This is a genomic window from Streptomyces sp. bgisy159 (assembly GCF_057707805.1).
Genome location: NZ_JBYIQX010000078.1, coordinates 1 through 13,260 on the forward strand (window position 1 = coordinate 1; position 13,260 = coordinate 13,260).

At 70.3% G+C, this 13,260-nt stretch carries 15 protein-coding genes and 1 pseudogene; 1 reads left to right on the forward strand and 15 read right to left on the reverse strand.

Annotated elements, in window-relative coordinates:
- Nucleotides 1–55: 55 nt before the first annotated feature.
- The 14 genes and pseudogenes from AC3ET3_RS35165 to AC3ET3_RS35230 all read right to left on the reverse strand — a co-directional run bounded on the left by AC3ET3_RS35165 (nucleotide 56) and on the right by AC3ET3_RS35230 (nucleotide 11,319).
- Complete coding sequence (locus AC3ET3_RS35165) at nucleotides 56–874, reverse strand: 3-deoxy-manno-octulosonate cytidylyltransferase (RefSeq protein ID WP_388209889.1); 819 nt, start codon at nucleotides 872–874, stop codon at nucleotides 56–58.
- A 35-nt stretch (nucleotides 875–909) separates the two neighbouring features.
- Nucleotides 910–1,101 carry an NUDIX hydrolase gene (locus tag AC3ET3_RS35170; protein WP_435613633.1) on the reverse strand — a complete coding sequence of 64 codons (192 nt, stop codon included), beginning with the start codon at nucleotides 1,099–1,101 and terminating at the stop codon, nucleotides 910–912.
- 364 nt (nucleotides 1,102–1,465) lie between these two features.
- Nucleotides 1,466–2,587 (reverse strand): adenosylhomocysteinase, encoded by a 1,122-nt coding sequence (locus AC3ET3_RS35175; protein WP_435613634.1) that lies wholly within the window; start codon nucleotides 2,585–2,587, stop codon nucleotides 1,466–1,468.
- A gap of 31 nt (nucleotides 2,588–2,618) precedes the next feature.
- Nucleotides 2,619–3,616 (reverse strand): annotated as a pseudogene (locus AC3ET3_RS35180) (NAD-dependent epimerase/dehydratase family protein).
- Between the two features lie 35 nt (nucleotides 3,617–3,651).
- The gene (locus AC3ET3_RS35185) at nucleotides 3,652–4,488 is read right to left on the reverse strand and encodes an aminoglycoside phosphotransferase/kinase family protein (RefSeq protein ID WP_435613635.1); all 837 of its coding nucleotides are present in this window, start codon (nucleotides 4,486–4,488) and stop codon (nucleotides 3,652–3,654) included.
- Nucleotides 4,485–5,141 (reverse strand): histidine phosphatase family protein, encoded by a 657-nt coding sequence (locus AC3ET3_RS35190; RefSeq protein ID WP_435613636.1) that lies wholly within the window; start codon nucleotides 5,139–5,141, stop codon nucleotides 4,485–4,487. Before AC3ET3_RS35190 ends, AC3ET3_RS35185 begins: the two co-directional genes overlap by 4 nt.
- Complete coding sequence (locus tag AC3ET3_RS35195; RefSeq protein WP_435613637.1) at nucleotides 5,138–5,899, reverse strand: phosphotransferase; 762 nt, start codon at nucleotides 5,897–5,899, stop codon at nucleotides 5,138–5,140. Before AC3ET3_RS35195 ends, AC3ET3_RS35190 begins: the two co-directional genes overlap by 4 nt.
- Nucleotides 5,896–6,747, reverse strand: coding sequence for a class I SAM-dependent methyltransferase (locus tag AC3ET3_RS35200; RefSeq protein WP_435613638.1), 852 nt, complete (start codon nucleotides 6,745–6,747; stop codon nucleotides 5,896–5,898). The genes AC3ET3_RS35195 and AC3ET3_RS35200 overlap by 4 nt, the downstream gene beginning before the upstream one ends.
- Before the next feature lie 31 nt (nucleotides 6,748–6,778).
- The gene (locus tag AC3ET3_RS35205; protein WP_435613639.1) at nucleotides 6,779–7,288 is read right to left on the reverse strand and encodes a P-loop NTPase family protein; all 510 of its coding nucleotides are present in this window, start codon (nucleotides 7,286–7,288) and stop codon (nucleotides 6,779–6,781) included.
- Nucleotides 7,289–7,384: 96 nt separating this feature from the next.
- Nucleotides 7,385–8,437, reverse strand: coding sequence for a glycosyltransferase family protein (locus AC3ET3_RS35210; protein ID WP_435613640.1), 1,053 nt, complete (start codon nucleotides 8,435–8,437; stop codon nucleotides 7,385–7,387).
- Nucleotides 8,434–10,152, reverse strand: coding sequence for a carbamoyltransferase family protein (locus AC3ET3_RS35215; RefSeq protein ID WP_435613641.1), 1,719 nt, complete (start codon nucleotides 10,150–10,152; stop codon nucleotides 8,434–8,436). The genes AC3ET3_RS35210 and AC3ET3_RS35215 overlap by 4 nt, the downstream gene beginning before the upstream one ends.
- 8 nt (nucleotides 10,153–10,160) lie before the next feature.
- On the reverse strand, nucleotides 10,161–10,760 hold the full coding sequence (locus tag AC3ET3_RS35220; protein WP_435613642.1) for a thymidylate synthase: 600 nt from the start codon (nucleotides 10,758–10,760) through the stop codon (nucleotides 10,161–10,163).
- Nucleotides 10,718–11,110, reverse strand: coding sequence for a hypothetical protein (locus AC3ET3_RS35225; protein WP_435613643.1), 393 nt, complete (start codon nucleotides 11,108–11,110; stop codon nucleotides 10,718–10,720). Before AC3ET3_RS35225 ends, AC3ET3_RS35220 begins: the two co-directional genes overlap by 43 nt.
- A complete protein-coding gene (locus tag AC3ET3_RS35230; protein WP_435613644.1) occupies nucleotides 11,107–11,319 on the reverse strand; it encodes a hypothetical protein in 213 nt (70 codons plus the stop codon). Before AC3ET3_RS35230 ends, AC3ET3_RS35225 begins: the two co-directional genes overlap by 4 nt.
- A 113-nt stretch (nucleotides 11,320–11,432) precedes the next feature.
- Between AC3ET3_RS35230 and AC3ET3_RS35235 the strand changes: the two genes are divergently transcribed.
- Nucleotides 11,433–12,554 (forward strand): IS630 family transposase, encoded by a 1,122-nt coding sequence (locus AC3ET3_RS35235; protein WP_435613645.1) that lies wholly within the window; start codon nucleotides 11,433–11,435, stop codon nucleotides 12,552–12,554.
- Nucleotides 12,555–12,602: 48 nt separating this feature from the next.
- Here the strand turns inward: AC3ET3_RS35235 and AC3ET3_RS35240 are convergent, their stop codons facing one another.
- The gene (locus AC3ET3_RS35240) at nucleotides 12,603–13,259 is read right to left on the reverse strand and encodes a hypothetical protein (RefSeq protein WP_435613646.1); all 657 of its coding nucleotides are present in this window, start codon (nucleotides 13,257–13,259) and stop codon (nucleotides 12,603–12,605) included.
- Nucleotide 13,260 lies beyond the last annotated feature (1 nt).

The following is a 13,260-nucleotide window of genomic DNA, read 5'->3' on the forward strand; positions in this document are numbered from 1 at the left end:
TATAGCAACGACCGTGACTCACGGTCGTCCGGGTCACCGCCACCCCACTCCCAGCTCAGGCCTCTGGCCTGTGGCGCCCTACGGCACCGTCACCCGATCGGTGGCCAGGTTGAAACGGCTGATTGAGAAGGCGCTCGGCTCGCGCCAGATCCTCCGAGGTGTCTACCGCTACACCATCGTCCAGGACAGGAACCATGTGCACGGCGTGGCCGTGCTCGACGAAGCGGAGCATCTCCACACCCTCGGCGCGTTCCAAGGGCCCCTGCTGAAGTTGTCGGAAGCGCTGGAGAGCTGGGCCGGTGAAGCCGTACAGACCCAGTTGGCGTAGGTACTTCGGGCGGTCACCCTTGGGATAGGGAATGGGCTGGCGCGAGAACATCAGGGCCTCGCTACGGGCCGAGACAACGACCTTGACGACGTTGTGGTCGAGGACGCCGCCCGGGTCGTGCAGTTCGGCATACGCGTTCACGGCGAGAGTGCCTGGTGGCTTGTACTCCAGTGCCTCGGAGACGTCGTCGATGGCGGTCGGCGAGATGAACGGCTCGTCGCCTTGGACGTTGATGTACGCCTCGGCCGGCAGGAGCTCGGCGACCTCCGCGACGCGGTCGGTGCCGGTGAGGTGCTCTCCGGTACGGATGCATTCGATGCCCAGTTGGCTGCACGCCGCCTCGATACGTTCGTCGTCCGTCGCCACGATGGCTCCGTCGAGACGTTTGGCCTCCAAGCAGCGCTGGTGGACGTGCCAGAGGAGCGGCTTGTCGCCGAGGAGAGCCAGCGGTTTGCCGGGGAAGCGCGAAGCACCCCAGCGGCAGGGTATGACGGCGATGTGCCGGCGCGGTTCGACGCCGGTCGGTCGGGCTGTGGTGGCGGCCACGGCGTCCTCCTGGTGGACGGGTAAGCGTGGGGGCTTCAGGTGAGCTGGGCGAGCTTGGCGCGGACGTTGGGTGAGGCGGCGGTCGCGAACGGCCGCCACTGGTAGCCGTCGACCTCCTCCTCCTGAAGCGTCACCGCGTGTTCCGCACCGAGGTGGAATGCCCAGCGGAAGTCCACGTGGTGGTGGGCCGGCTCGTTCTTCGACGGGTTCGCGTCGATCGCGTGCACGTCGATGTCGAGGGGGATGTCCTCGTGGCCGGCGAGGGGGACGACCGCGCTGGGCGGGATGCCAGCCTCCTCGTGCAGTCGCGCAGGGCGGCGTCGCGCAGGTGCTGGTCGGCCGGTTCGTTGTGCCCGCCGGGCGCCAGCAGTTTCCCGGACGCCCTGTGTGCGATGTGCAGCACCTGCCCTTCACCGTTGATGAGGATGGCGCTGCAGGTCACGTGGGCGGGGAAGGTCTTGCGGCTGGTGGGCGCGTCCGCGCCGGCGAGAGCGGCGAACAGCAGCGCCAGGGAGTCGCATTCGTCCGGGTGGCGGGCGAGGTACGCCTCCGTGACGGCGCGGATGTGGTCGGTGGAGGGAGGCATCGGAGTCACCTTTCGAAGTGGCGGAGCCAGGTTCTGGCGATGGCGTCGCGGTCGGCCGCCGGCATCTCGTGCAGTCCGGGCTGGAAGCGGGCGTGGCTGAGGGCGGCGGTGGCGGCGACTATCTCGGCCTGGACGAGGTGGATGTAGGTGCCGACGGCGGCGCCGTGCACGAAGTTGACAGCACCCCCGTCGGCAAGAACGTAGAAGTAGTGGCCGGTGACCTCGTATCGGGTCAACTGGGGGCCGACGGGCTCGCGTTCGTACATGTCGTGGAGGCTGTCGAGTTCGAGTTCGTCCTCGGAGGAGGTCACCGATCCGAGGTACGCGCCGTTCCGCAGGGCGGCGAAGTCCTCGTGCCGAAGGGCGAGATTGCCGGTGGCGCACAGGACGAGTTCCGCGTCATGGACGGCTTCGGTGGTGGACGCGCTGGTGCGGAAGCCGAGGGCGTGCGCTTGCACCCGCTTGACCGCGTCGTGGTCGTACACGGTGACGCGCAGGTCCTGGGCGCGCAGGGTCTGGGCGATGGCGCGGCCGATCTTGCCGAAGCCGATGACGCAGGCGCTGCGGCTCGTGAGGATGTCCCCGCGGGCGCGGACGAGGGCATCGGTGGAGAACACGATGGACCGGCCGACGAGGTGGTCCTCGCAGTCCTTGAGCGGGGAGCGGGCCACGGACACGACCGGGCACGGCAGGGAACCAAGGGCCGTGTACCGCTGGTGTCCGTTCTCGGTGTCCTCGACGACGCCGAGGACGCGGCCGGAGAACTTGTTCACGAGGGTGTCGAGGCTGGCCGCGAAGTACCCGCCGATGTCGACCAGGACGACGTCCTGGCCGCCGGCCGTGTCCTCCAGGTAGTGCAGGGCCTGGGTCTCGTCGTTGAAACGCTCCCGGGTCAGGTCGTGGACCGGCAGGGTGCGGCGAACGGTGTCGAGGGTCGGCTGGTGGATCGACCGGGGCTTGGGGAGGACGGCGCCGATCGTGGACACCGCGGTCATGGCGCGCAAGAACGCGGGTCGTTCCGGGAGCAGGTGCGTGATGACCAGCGTCGTGATCGCCTGGCCGGCGGGGAACTGCGCGGTGATCCTCCGGAAGAAGGCGTCCAGCCGCGCTCGCTCGGGGGTTTCCATGAGCACTCCTCTCGGATTCCGAGGCGTAGGGCTACGCGGCCCGGCTGTAGTCGGGTACCGGCGTGGCCAGGGCCTGCATGTGGGCGCGCAGTCCGCTGTGGAGGTCGACGCGCGGCTGCCAGCCGAGGACTTCTCCCGCGCGGCCGGGATCGGCACGGGTCAGGAGGACGTCCCCGTTGCGCATGTGGTCCTGCTGGAGCTGGATCTCGCGGCCGGTGAGGCTGTTGGCTATGTTGATCAAGTCCAGCAGCGATGCGTTCGATCCGCCGCCGACGTTGATGGCGCCGTGCGCGGTCGGGACGACGGCGGCGGCGATCGTGGCGGCGACAACGTCGTCGATGTAGGTGAAGTCGCGGCGCTGGTGGCCGTCTCCGTACAGACGCAGGGGCTGTCCGGTCAGGGCGGCGTACAGGGCGCGGTGGGTGAACATGTCGGCGCGCTGCCGGGGGCCGTAGACGGTGAAGTACCTCAGGGCGACGACGCTGGGGCCGACGGGGCGCCCGGCGTAGGCGAGGCAAAGCTGCTCCTCGGCCAGCTTGGTCACGGCGTACGGGGAGGCGGGATTGGGACGGTCGGTCTCGAGGCTCGCGTCGCCGTCGGTCGGACCGTAGACGCTGGAGGAGGAGGCGACGACAGTCGGGGGACGCCGATCCGGGTGGAGGCTTCGAGGACGCGGTGGGTGGCCAGCACGTTGGACGCGAGGTAGTCGCCGAACTGCGGTCCCCAGGAGGGCCGTACACCGGGGATGCCGGCGAGGTGGAAGACCGCGTCGGCGTCGATCAGGAGCGGGTCGATCGCGCAGTGGAGGAGGTCAGCCGTGACGTGGTGGTATCCCGGGCATCCTCGCAGCGCGGCGAGGTTGGCGGCGGCCGTCGGGTCGGTGGACGGGTCTCGGCGGTCCACGCCGATCACGGTGGTGCCGGCCTGGACGAGGGCGTGGGCGAGGTGGGAGCCGATGAATCCGGCGGAGCCGGTCACCACGGCCCGTCGGGGGGCAGCGTTGGTCGGGGGCTGCTCGTGCTTTGGCACGGGGATCTCCAGAGAGGTGTCGCCGAAGGGGTAGGTCAGGTGAGCCGGGACAGGACGGTTCTGCCGTGCGCGCTGAGGGCGGCGTCATTCTCGTGGTGGCCCTTGACCAGGGCTGTGGCCGCCTCGATGGCGCCGAAGGACTCCAGGAGGCGTCGTTCGGTGTCATTGGGCGAGCGTCCGTAGCCGTCGAAGAAAGCGGTGCGGAGGTGGGGTGCGGCCTGCCAGCGTCGGAATTCGAGCCGGGCGAAGTCACGGACCCGGGCGTCGCGTCGCATGTGCTCGAAGTCGTAGATGCCGAGGGTGCCGCCGAGCAGCCAGTTGCGCGGCTGGTAGTCGAGGTGGCAGATCGCGCTGTCCATGTGGCTGGCGCCCAGGATCGCCGCGTGGTGCTTCAGTAGGTTCTCGTCGGCCGCGTCGAGTAGGTCGGCGTGGACGGCCCGGTCGATCCACCGCTGGAACCGCTCGGCGAGCGAGGCGCCGACGGCACCGCCCTGGGGCATGGCGGTGGCTCGGTGCAGCTTGCCGAGCACGTGCCCGGCCTCGTGGTGGGCCAGTTCCTCCTCGGGCGAGCCCGGAGCGACGGTGTCCGCGCGGTCGCCTGTGAGTGCGGTGAGCAGCAGGGTGCGGGTGGCGTCGTCCCAGCCGACCAACTCCGGTGCGTGGCCAGTGAGATGGGTGCCCCACGCCGCGTAGGCGTGGAGTTCTCCGGCGAACCGGTCTCGCTCCGCGTGCTGTTTCGCGATGAAGCGACGCCCGTCGCCGGCGACCAGGCGTACGACGCGAGGCGGGAGCGCGGGGTCCGCTGCGATCTCGACTGCGCCGAGGAGGTGGTGCGCCAGTCGTATGCGGGGGTCGTCCGAGGTCGCGATCACGGGGTCGGCTCCGGCGTGAGGAGACTGAGGTGCTCGGTGTCGTTGTGCCGGTCGAGCATCCAGCGGGTCTGGCCCAGGCGGTTGCGGTGGTGCTGCCAGCGGGTGATGGAGGCGTGGTTGTGGGTGAATCCGGCCGGCGAGCCGATCGGGATGCCGAGCAGCAGGGTGTGTGCGGTGATCACCGTCTCCCCGTGGGCCGCGAAGACGACGCGCCTGCCGTGGTTCTCCTCGATGAGCTGGCTCAGGTTCCTGCTGGCGCGCTCCAGGAACCCGTTCCAGGTGTCGGAGCCGTTGGCCCAGGGCGTGTCGGGGTGGGCGTGCGGCCCGCCGTCGGCGGCCGTCTTCACCGCGTCCCAGGGCTGGCCGTCGGCGTCGCCGTGGACCGGGCCGTCGAGTCGGTCGTCGTGGTGCACGGGGATCTGGAGCGTCTGGGCGATGATCTCGCCGGTCTGGACGAGGCGGATCCGCGGGCCGGCGTAGATCACGTCGAAGGGCTTCTTCAGGTGCTCGGTGGCCAGGCGGCGTGCGGCCTGTTTGGCCTGGGCGTACCCGAGGTTGGTCAGGCCGGTGCAGGTGCGCGGGCCCCCGACGAGGCCGTCGGCGTTGCACTGGGCCTGGCCGTGCCGGACGAAGACGAGTTCGGTGGTGATCATGAGGCTCCTCGGTGGCTGAAACGGAGGGGCAGGCTGTAGCGGTAGCCGTTGCGGCCGACGTACGGGGCGGTGAGCACGGCGTGCAGGCCCAGGAAGCTGTCGAGCTGGCCCCGGTCCGTCACGCCCAGCCGGGCGTCGTGGCGTCGGGCTGCCGCGTTGTACGCGAGCAGGGCGGTGGTGACGGCTTGGTCCGTGAGCGGTCCGTAGGTCAGGTGGAGCGTCGCGACGAGCTTGGCGAGGTCGTAGCCCATCGGGGCGAGGGACAGGTCGTCGGTGTCGACGGCGACGATGTCCTGCGTGCTGGTGATGATGAAGTTCCGCGGGTTGCTGTCCTTGTAGAAGGCGCAGGGTCCCTCGGTGGTCGCTTCCAGCAGGCCGAGCATCGCGTGCAGTGCCGTCTTGTTCGGCAGGTAGCCCTGCTCGTGGCGTCGCCGTATGGCGACCTTCCGGGGACCGAGGTAGTCGTCGAACTGCGTGCCGTCCTGGAAGTGGTGCGGGGTGTCCAGCGACGCGGAGTGCAGGTCGCTGGCCCAGGCGGCACCGTGGGCGTGGCCCAGCAGTTCCGCCACGCGCGGGAGGTCCTCGGGGCGTACGGAGCGGCCCTCGATCCGTTCGAACGTCAGGGACTGCGGTCCGGCGGTGTGGAGGGCCGGCTGCCGCAGAGGCTTGGCGTGCGCGGTGAGCCACCGGTAGTGGCGCACCGCCCCCGACGCACGCTCCGGTTCCGCGTAGTGCTTGGTGAACGGGGCGGGGCTCATGCCGGCGCTCCTCCTTCCTTCGGCTGGGCGACGACGAAGGTGATGCGGGACCGGGTGGTCAGCGGCTGGTCGGGAAGGAACTCGTGCAGGGTCGCCGCCAGGGCCCCGGGCTTGCCGTACAGGCCAGGCGCCAGGTCGTACTTGGGGTTGGTGGCCAGATACTGGGCCGTGTGGTCGTGGCCGTCGAAGGTGAAGACGTGCTCCTCGTCCAGGACGGCGATCACGTCGAGCGAGGAGGCGGCCACGTCGGCGAGGTTGCCGCTGTGGGCTGAGGTGTAGAGGCTCTCGTGCTGGGCGGCACGCGGATCGAGGCCGGCGGAGACGACCAGCTGGTCCATCTCCCGGTAGCTGTCGAGGCCCTTGGTGACGAGTACGGCCAGACCCCCGGGGGCGAGGACCCTGGCGATCTGCGCGACGACGTCCTCGGGGTGCGGCGAGTGGTAGATGCAGAACGCCGCGACGACTATGTCGCTCGACCCGTCGGGCAGGGGGAGGCCGTGGAAGTCGCCTTCGACGAAGTCCACCGTGCTGTCGGGCAGGTCCTTGGCGCGCTCGCGGGCCTGAGCGAGCAGGGAGGGGGCGGCGTCCAGGCCCACGACGCGCTGGGGCCGGAGCTGCTCGGCGATGACGAGGCTGCTCGTGCCGCGACCGCAGCCGATGTCGAGCACCACGCCGAGCCGGTCGGGCCGGGCGTGGTGGGTCTGTACCAGGCTGACCATCGTCTCGGGCACCGGGTGTCCGGCGGTCTTGGCGCGCATCAGGGCGCTGGTGCGCCCGGCCAGCCGCGAAGCGTGTCCGTACAGCTCCGACTGCCGGGCGGAGTCCAGGAACGGGTTGGGCTCGTTCATGCCGCACCCCCTGACCGGGGGCGCGGACCGGTCAGGACTGCTCGGCGGCGACCTTCCGCAGCCAGCGGCGCGTCTGGCGCCGGTTGGCCAACAGCACCACATCGGCGCCGGAGCCGAACTCCTCGATCTTCGCCATCACGCGGGGCCGCATCTTGCGCCGGTACATGGCGACGTACTTGATCACGCCCCAGTGGATGCGGTTGTGCACCCCGTTGCCCTTGTGCCCGGCCCCGTGCCGAATCTGCCGGGAGAAGATCCCGTACAGCGCCGCCGCGGTCGACACGTCCATCAGGACCACCGTGTCGCAGGCTTCGAGCCGTACCTGCAGCGTCGAGTTGTAGTTGCCATCGATCACCCACTGCGGCTGCGCGACCAGCTCGCGCTGCACGTCGGTGAACTTGTCCATGGGCAACGCGTTCCACTCGTCGTCGTAGAACGCGGCGTCCAGGTGCGTCACCGGGGCGTCGAGGATCCTGCCCAGTTCGCGGGCCACGTGGGATTTGCCGCTGCCGCCGCAGCCGACGATGGCGACCTTCTTCATGGTGCTCCAGCGTAGAGAGGTTCGGGTGTCCGGCGGCCCCATCCTCCGGGACGCGCCCGGAGAATCCGCGCGCCGTGGTCGATCGAGCGGTCTGCATCAGGCAGCTCCCCGCTCGGTCGCGGTGGCCTGGAGGAGGCCGTGCAGGACGGACTCCAGGGTGTTGACCTGCTTGCTCAGGCCGAACAGACGCAGGCGGTCCACACACGCGGCGATCAGGGCGGCGTGCTGATCGGTGCCGGTGATCTCGCGCAGGTAGGAGAGGCGTTCGAGCACGTCGCTGCCGGAGCGCACGACCAGCTCCTTCGGGACGAACCGGTCGGCGAAGCGGATGTCCGCCGGGGCCAGCGGCAGGCAGCCGGCGAGCACGGCCTCGAAGATGCGCTGGGTCATCTGCCCGACGGCGGCGTACCGCTCGGGCAGCATGAGCACCGTGGCCAGGGACCGGCCGTAGACGCCAGCGGCGGCCTCGAACGGGATCCGGCCCGCGAAGCGGACGTGCGGCCAGCGGCCAGTCTTCGTCCACTTCCCGGCGACCAGGTGCTCGACGCGGGCAGCGGCCGGGGCGAAGAAGCGGTCGAAGGGCTCGTCCCGGTCGTACTGGTTGCCCACGTAGCCGAGCGCGAGATCCCTGGGCCGCGCCGCAAGGGTGAGGGGATCGGCCTGGGCAAGGAGGTCCTCGGCGACGGGGAAGAGCAGCGAGTGCGCGCCGGGGGTCGGCGCGAGCGCGGCCTCGCAGACGCGGGTGTGGGCCGTACGGCGCCACACGCTCTCGACGCGCAGGGTGCGGTCCTTGTCCCAGATGACGGTGGGCGTCTGGCACCGGGCCGTGTAGTGGTTGATGAGCTGGGCCTGCCGGTGGAGGTCGCAGGTGTGCCCCTCGCTTCCGCACACGGTGGTGTTGCGGCCGGGGATCGCCCAGCGCCACTCCAGGAACAGGGCGTGGATGCCCGGCAGGCCGTCGTCGAAGGTGTACGCGCCGCCGAGGTCGTCACCGGCTTCGAGGCGGTCGCGGTCGGGCTGGAGGAAGACGATCTCGTGACCGCGGGCAAGGAGGGCGTCGATAAAGGGGCGGCGGTGGCTGCGGCCTCCGTCGGGGGTGTCGGTGACGCCGTTGCCGAGGAAGCCCCAGAAGCTGTATCCGATCTTCATTTGGTGATCCACCGCCCTTCGAGAAGCAGGGCGTCGAGGCCGGAGTTGGCCAGGCAGTCCAGGGCCATCTCGGGTGTCCCGCAGATCGGCTTGCCCTTGACGTTGAGGGAGGTGTTGATCAGCACGGGTACGCCGGTCCGGCGGCCGAAGGCGGTCAACACCGCGTGCATGAACGGGTTCTGCGACCGGGTGACGGTCTGCAGGCGGGAGGTGCCGTTGGCGTGCACGATGGCCGGCACCCGCTCGCGCGTCAGGTCTGTCACCCCGGAGGCCATGGACATGTACGGCGCCGGCTGGCCGAGGGTGAAGAACTCGGCGGCGCACTCGGCCGGGACCATGGGGGCGAAGGGCCGGAACGGTTCGCGGAACTTCACGGTGGCGTTGAGCCGCTCCACGACGCCGGGCTCCAGCGGGGAGGCGAGGATCGAGCGGTTGCCCAGGGCGCGCGGCCCGGCTTCGACCCCTCCCTGGAAGAGTCCGGCGATCGTGCCGTGGGCGAGCTGGTCGGCGAGGAACTCGGCGGTCTCGATGCCCAGGGTCTTCTGGTGGAGGCCGGGCCATGGGGTCAGGTCGAGGGGCTGGTCCTCGTAGGAGGGGCCGAGGTAGCAGTGGCGGGCGATGCCAGCGACCGGGCGAGGCGTACGCGCGTCGACGTGCACGGCGAGGGCGGCCCCGATCGCGGTTCCGGCGTCACCCGGTGCCGGCGGGACGAACACCTCGTCGAAGATGCCAGCCTCGATGATCTTCCCGATGCTCACGCAGTTCGTGGCGACGCCGCCACCCACGCACAGGCGCCGGGAGCCGGTGAGCACACGGGCGCGGCGGGCGAGGTGGACCGTCACCTGCTCGGTCCGCTCCTGGAGGGCAGCCGCCAGGTCTCGATGGACGTCGGTGAGCGGTTCGCTCGGGTGCCGCTCGGGGCAGGTCTCGGCGACGAACCGCCTAGATGTCCTCGGGTATCCCGAGGTGAGGGTGCGCGTCGGGAAGTAGCCGGGGTGGATGCGAAAGCCCGTGGCTGTCGTGCGGACGGCCGTGGTGAACAGGTGGCGGAAGCGGGCGGGGTCACCGAGGGCGGCCAGCGCCATGACGGTGCCCTCCTCGTCGCCCCGCCGCCAGCCCAGGTGCTCGGTGACGGCGCCGTACACGTATCCGAGGGAGGCCGGGTCGTTGATCGCTTCCAGGGTCCGGACGCGGGGGCGCGGAATGCCGTGGCCGTGGGCGATGGTGGTGGTCTGCCGCTCGCCGAGGCTGTCGACCACGAGTACGGCGGCTTCCTCCCAGCCGGAGGCGGCGAAGGCCGTGAGCTGGTGGGCGCGGTGGTGCAGGACCGGTGTGACGCGGGCAGAGGGGAACTGGCTACCGAGGACGCGCAGCCGCCGTCGGGTCCGCAGGGCGACCTTGGCGAACCCGTGGGCACGGGCCAGGCTCCGGTCGCGTGTCATCGGCGAGAGCGCCATGCGCAGGGCGGCGGGCGACTCGGCGAGGTAGTGGACGGGCTGGAAGTTGTAGGCGACGGCGTCCACGTCGGTGGCGCTCAGCTTGGCCTGGTCGAGGAGCCATCCCACGGCGCGGGCCGGGTAGAGCTTGGTGTGCTTCTGCTCGGAGAGGCGTTCCTCCTCGACGAAGCCGACGAGTTCACCGTCCACAAGAAGGGCGGCCGAGGAGTCGTGGGTGTACGAGCACAGGCCGAGGATGACGGAGGGGGTGCGCTTCATAGCGGTGGTCACCTTGCCCCGGCCGTCGCGGCGCGCTTGGCCGAGCGACGCTCCAACTCTCCGTACCAGGCGGTGAGGGCCTGGCCGAGGGGTCCGTCGATCGTGTCTGCCGCCCGCCATGCCTGCTCGTGCTTGCCGTCCTTCCACAGCCGGTAGCTGCGCAGCGTCTCGGCCATCGCGTCCCAGCCTGGGTGGCCGGTCACGTCGCGGGCCTCGACCTGGTCGAGCAGGCCGGAAAATCCCGTCCAGGGCGTTCGCAGGTCGGGCATGATCTCGCTCGCCGAGAGCGAGGTCAGCGCGTCGGCCTGCTCGATGTGCTCGTCGTAGATGTGCAGCGAGCCGATGTGCAGGTGGAACTCGCCGAGTTCCGCGTCGAGCCATCCGGCGACCAGCTCGTGCAGCACGGTGTAGAAGAACACGTCGTACGGCATGCCGATCCATACGTCCTGGCCGCGCATCATGGTCGCCATGTGCAGGCGGCCGGCGCGCAGGTGGAACCGGAACCCGAGGGTGCAGGGCACGTCCTTGTGCCCGGCGGCGTCCTGGGCCGGGTCGTAGAGCTGGATCAGGGCTCGCCGGGAGTCGGGGTCGGCCTGAAGGATCTCCACGACGCGGGCGAGTTGGTCGACCTGCCGGCCCAGTTCCGCATCCTCGGTCCGTACGCCCCCAGCAGGATGCCGTCGTCGGCGAACTGCCGCAGCCGGTCGTTGTAGTCGAAGATCCACGGGGCGTCGGATCCGGACAGGTGCCAGACCGTCTCGGCGACGGCGAAGGCCGGATTCACGATGCGGGCGGGCGGGGCGTAGAGCAGGCGGGCACGGGGCTGGGTGAGCAGCAGGTGCACGTCGCGGACTGCGTGGGTGGCCATGCCCCGGGGGCTGATCTTCTCGCCGGATTTGGCCAGCGTGACGGCGCCGGAGAACAGCTCGGCCATGCCGTCGGCCGTGAGGGATGTCATCGGACGGATGCTCCTTCGTCCTGGGGCGACGCAGTGGCGCCTGAGTGGTGGCGGGTGGAGTCGTCGGCCCTCGGGCCGGAGGTCGCGCGGTCGGTGATGAGCCGGGCGATCTGAGCGGCGCTGTCGCCGCGCCACCGGCACACCGCGTCCAGGGCCGCCCGCGGGATCGGCGCACGGCCCTCGCGCACGCCGGAGAGCGCTTCGGCCACGTCACCGGTGCCCTCGCACCGGGTCGCTAGTGCTCTGACCGCATAGGTTCGCCGGGTTGGCGGTCGTGGCGGTTGGATGTGCGGTGACGTCCGATCCGACCGCTGGAGGCGCGGTGGCCGAGCCTGTCCGTGTGCGCAGACTGACTGACCAGGAAGGGCAGCGGCTGCAGCAGATCGTGCGCCGCGGTAGCACCAGCTCGGTGCGCTACCGGCGCGCGATGATGTTGTTGGCCTCGGCCGGCGGGAACCGGGTGCCGGTGATCGCCCAGCTGGTGCAGGCGGACGAGGACACCGTGCGCGATGTGATTCATCGGTTCAACGAGATCGGCCTGGCCTGCCTGGACCCTCGGTGGGCGGGAGGCCGTCCCCGCCTGCTCAGTCGTGACGACGAGGATTTCGTCGTCCGGACGGCCACCACCCGCCCCACCAAGCTCGGCCAGCCCTTCACCCGCTGGTCGCTGCGTAAACTCGTCGCCTACCTGCGGAAAGTCCACGGCCGGGCGATCCGTATCGGCCGCGAGGGGTTACGCGGCCTGCTCGCCCGCCGCGGTGTCACCTTCCAGCGCACCAAGACATGGAAGGAATCCCCTGATCCCGACCGCGACGCCAAGCTCGACCGCATCGAGGAGGTCCTTGACCGCTTCCCCGACCGGGTGTTCGCCTTCGACGAGTTCGGACCGCTCGGAATCCGGCCCACCGCAGGCTCGGGCTGGGCCGAACGCAAGCACCCCGACCGGGTGCCGGCCACCTACCACCGCACCCACGGAGTCCGGTATTTCCACGGCTGCTACTCGGTCGGCGACGACCGCCTGTGGGGCGTCAACCGCCGCAAGAAGGGAACCGGAAACACGTTGGCCGCGCTGAAGTCGATCCGCGCCGCACGGCCCGACGGCGCACCGATCTACGTGATCATGGACAACCTGTCCGCCCACAAGGGCGCCGACATCCGGCGCTGGGCGAGGAAGAACAAGGTCGAGTTGTGCTTCACCCCGACCTACGCCTCGTGGGCAAACCCCATCGAGGCGCACTTCGGACCGCTGAGGCAGTTCACCATCGCCAACTCCAACCACCCCAACCACACCGTGCAGACCCGGGCCTTGCACGCCTACCTGCGCTGGCGCAACGCCAACGCCCGTCACCGCGACGTCCTCGCCGCCGAGCGTAAGGAACGTGCCCGCATCCGAAGCGAGAAGGGCATCCGCTGGGGTGGCCGACCGATCTCAGCAGCAGCCTGACCAGGCAACCCCGACTGAACCTCTCCTCTGCGGCGGAGACGCCTGAGCCTATGACCGGGGTGTGCCGTCCCAGCGCCATGTGGTGAGACGGGGGTGTCCGGGTAGTTCGGCGCGTCCGGTGGCCCACAAGAGGGTGGACCAGGGATCCGTGGACGACGGTGCGTCCGGAAACAGCCGAGCGAGCACCCGAGAGCACAGATCGGCAGGCGGGCTCCATGCGAGACCGAGCCCTTGTGCCAGGTCGTGCGTGTGCACCAGGGTCTCCACGATCCCCATCGCGGCAAAGCCCTCGGGGTCCGAGACGCCGAAGACGTGGTGAGCGCGGGTCTGCGGAGGCGTCGTGCGCACCATGGCGATCAGCAGCGCGCCGCTCGCTTCCAGGACCTGCAGCAGGCCGACGGGCCCCGCCTTGCGGTTCGCGTGAATGGCGTTCGCTGGGCCGCCGGGACGTCGGCTCTCCCATACGAAGGGAACCTCGCCATCCAAGGGCGGTGTCTTGGGGCCCAGTTGCGCAGCGCAGGCGAAGAGGTCGTCGCTGAGGTGCTCGACGGTTTCCCAGCAGTCCCATTCCAGCGAACCGGCCTTGCCTTCCCACGCGGCTGGAGGCGCCTCGCGAAGGACTGCCACGGCGAGTTGCACGGCAAGGTCGAGGTCGTCAGCGGTGACGGGGGGCTGAGACAGGGCAATATCGTCTGATCGGGACATG

What these genes read in the sequence shown, in the direction of transcription:
- AC3ET3_RS35175 (WP_435613634.1), bottom strand. Translation starts at nt 2,587, where the DNA reads ATGGAAACCCCCGAGCGAGCGCGGCTGGACGCCTTCTTCCGGAGGATC.
- AC3ET3_RS35190 (WP_435613636.1), bottom strand. Translation starts at nt 5,141, where the DNA reads ATGATCACCACCGAACTCGTCTTCGTCCGGCACGGCCAGGCCCAGTGC.
- AC3ET3_RS35195 (WP_435613637.1), bottom strand. Translation starts at nt 5,899, where the DNA reads ATGAGCCCCGCCCCGTTCACCAAGCACTACGCGGAACCGGAGCGTGCG.
- AC3ET3_RS35200 (WP_435613638.1), bottom strand. Translation starts at nt 6,747, where the DNA reads ATGAACGAGCCCAACCCGTTCCTGGACTCCGCCCGGCAGTCGGAGCTG.
- AC3ET3_RS35205 (WP_435613639.1), bottom strand. Translation starts at nt 7,288, where the DNA reads ATGAAGAAGGTCGCCATCGTCGGCTGCGGCGGCAGCGGCAAATCCCAC.
- AC3ET3_RS35210 (WP_435613640.1), bottom strand. Translation starts at nt 8,437, where the DNA reads ATGAAGATCGGATACAGCTTCTGGGGCTTCCTCGGCAACGGCGTCACC.
- AC3ET3_RS35215 (WP_435613641.1), bottom strand. Translation starts at nt 10,152, where the DNA reads ATGAAGCGCACCCCCTCCGTCATCCTCGGCCTGTGCTCGTACACCCAC.
- AC3ET3_RS35225 (WP_435613643.1), bottom strand. Translation starts at nt 11,110, where the DNA reads ATGACATCCCTCACGGCCGACGGCATGGCCGAGCTGTTCTCCGGCGCC.
- AC3ET3_RS35240 (WP_435613646.1), bottom strand. Translation starts at nt 13,259, where the DNA reads ATGTCCCGATCAGACGATATTGCCCTGTCTCAGCCCCCCGTCACCGCT.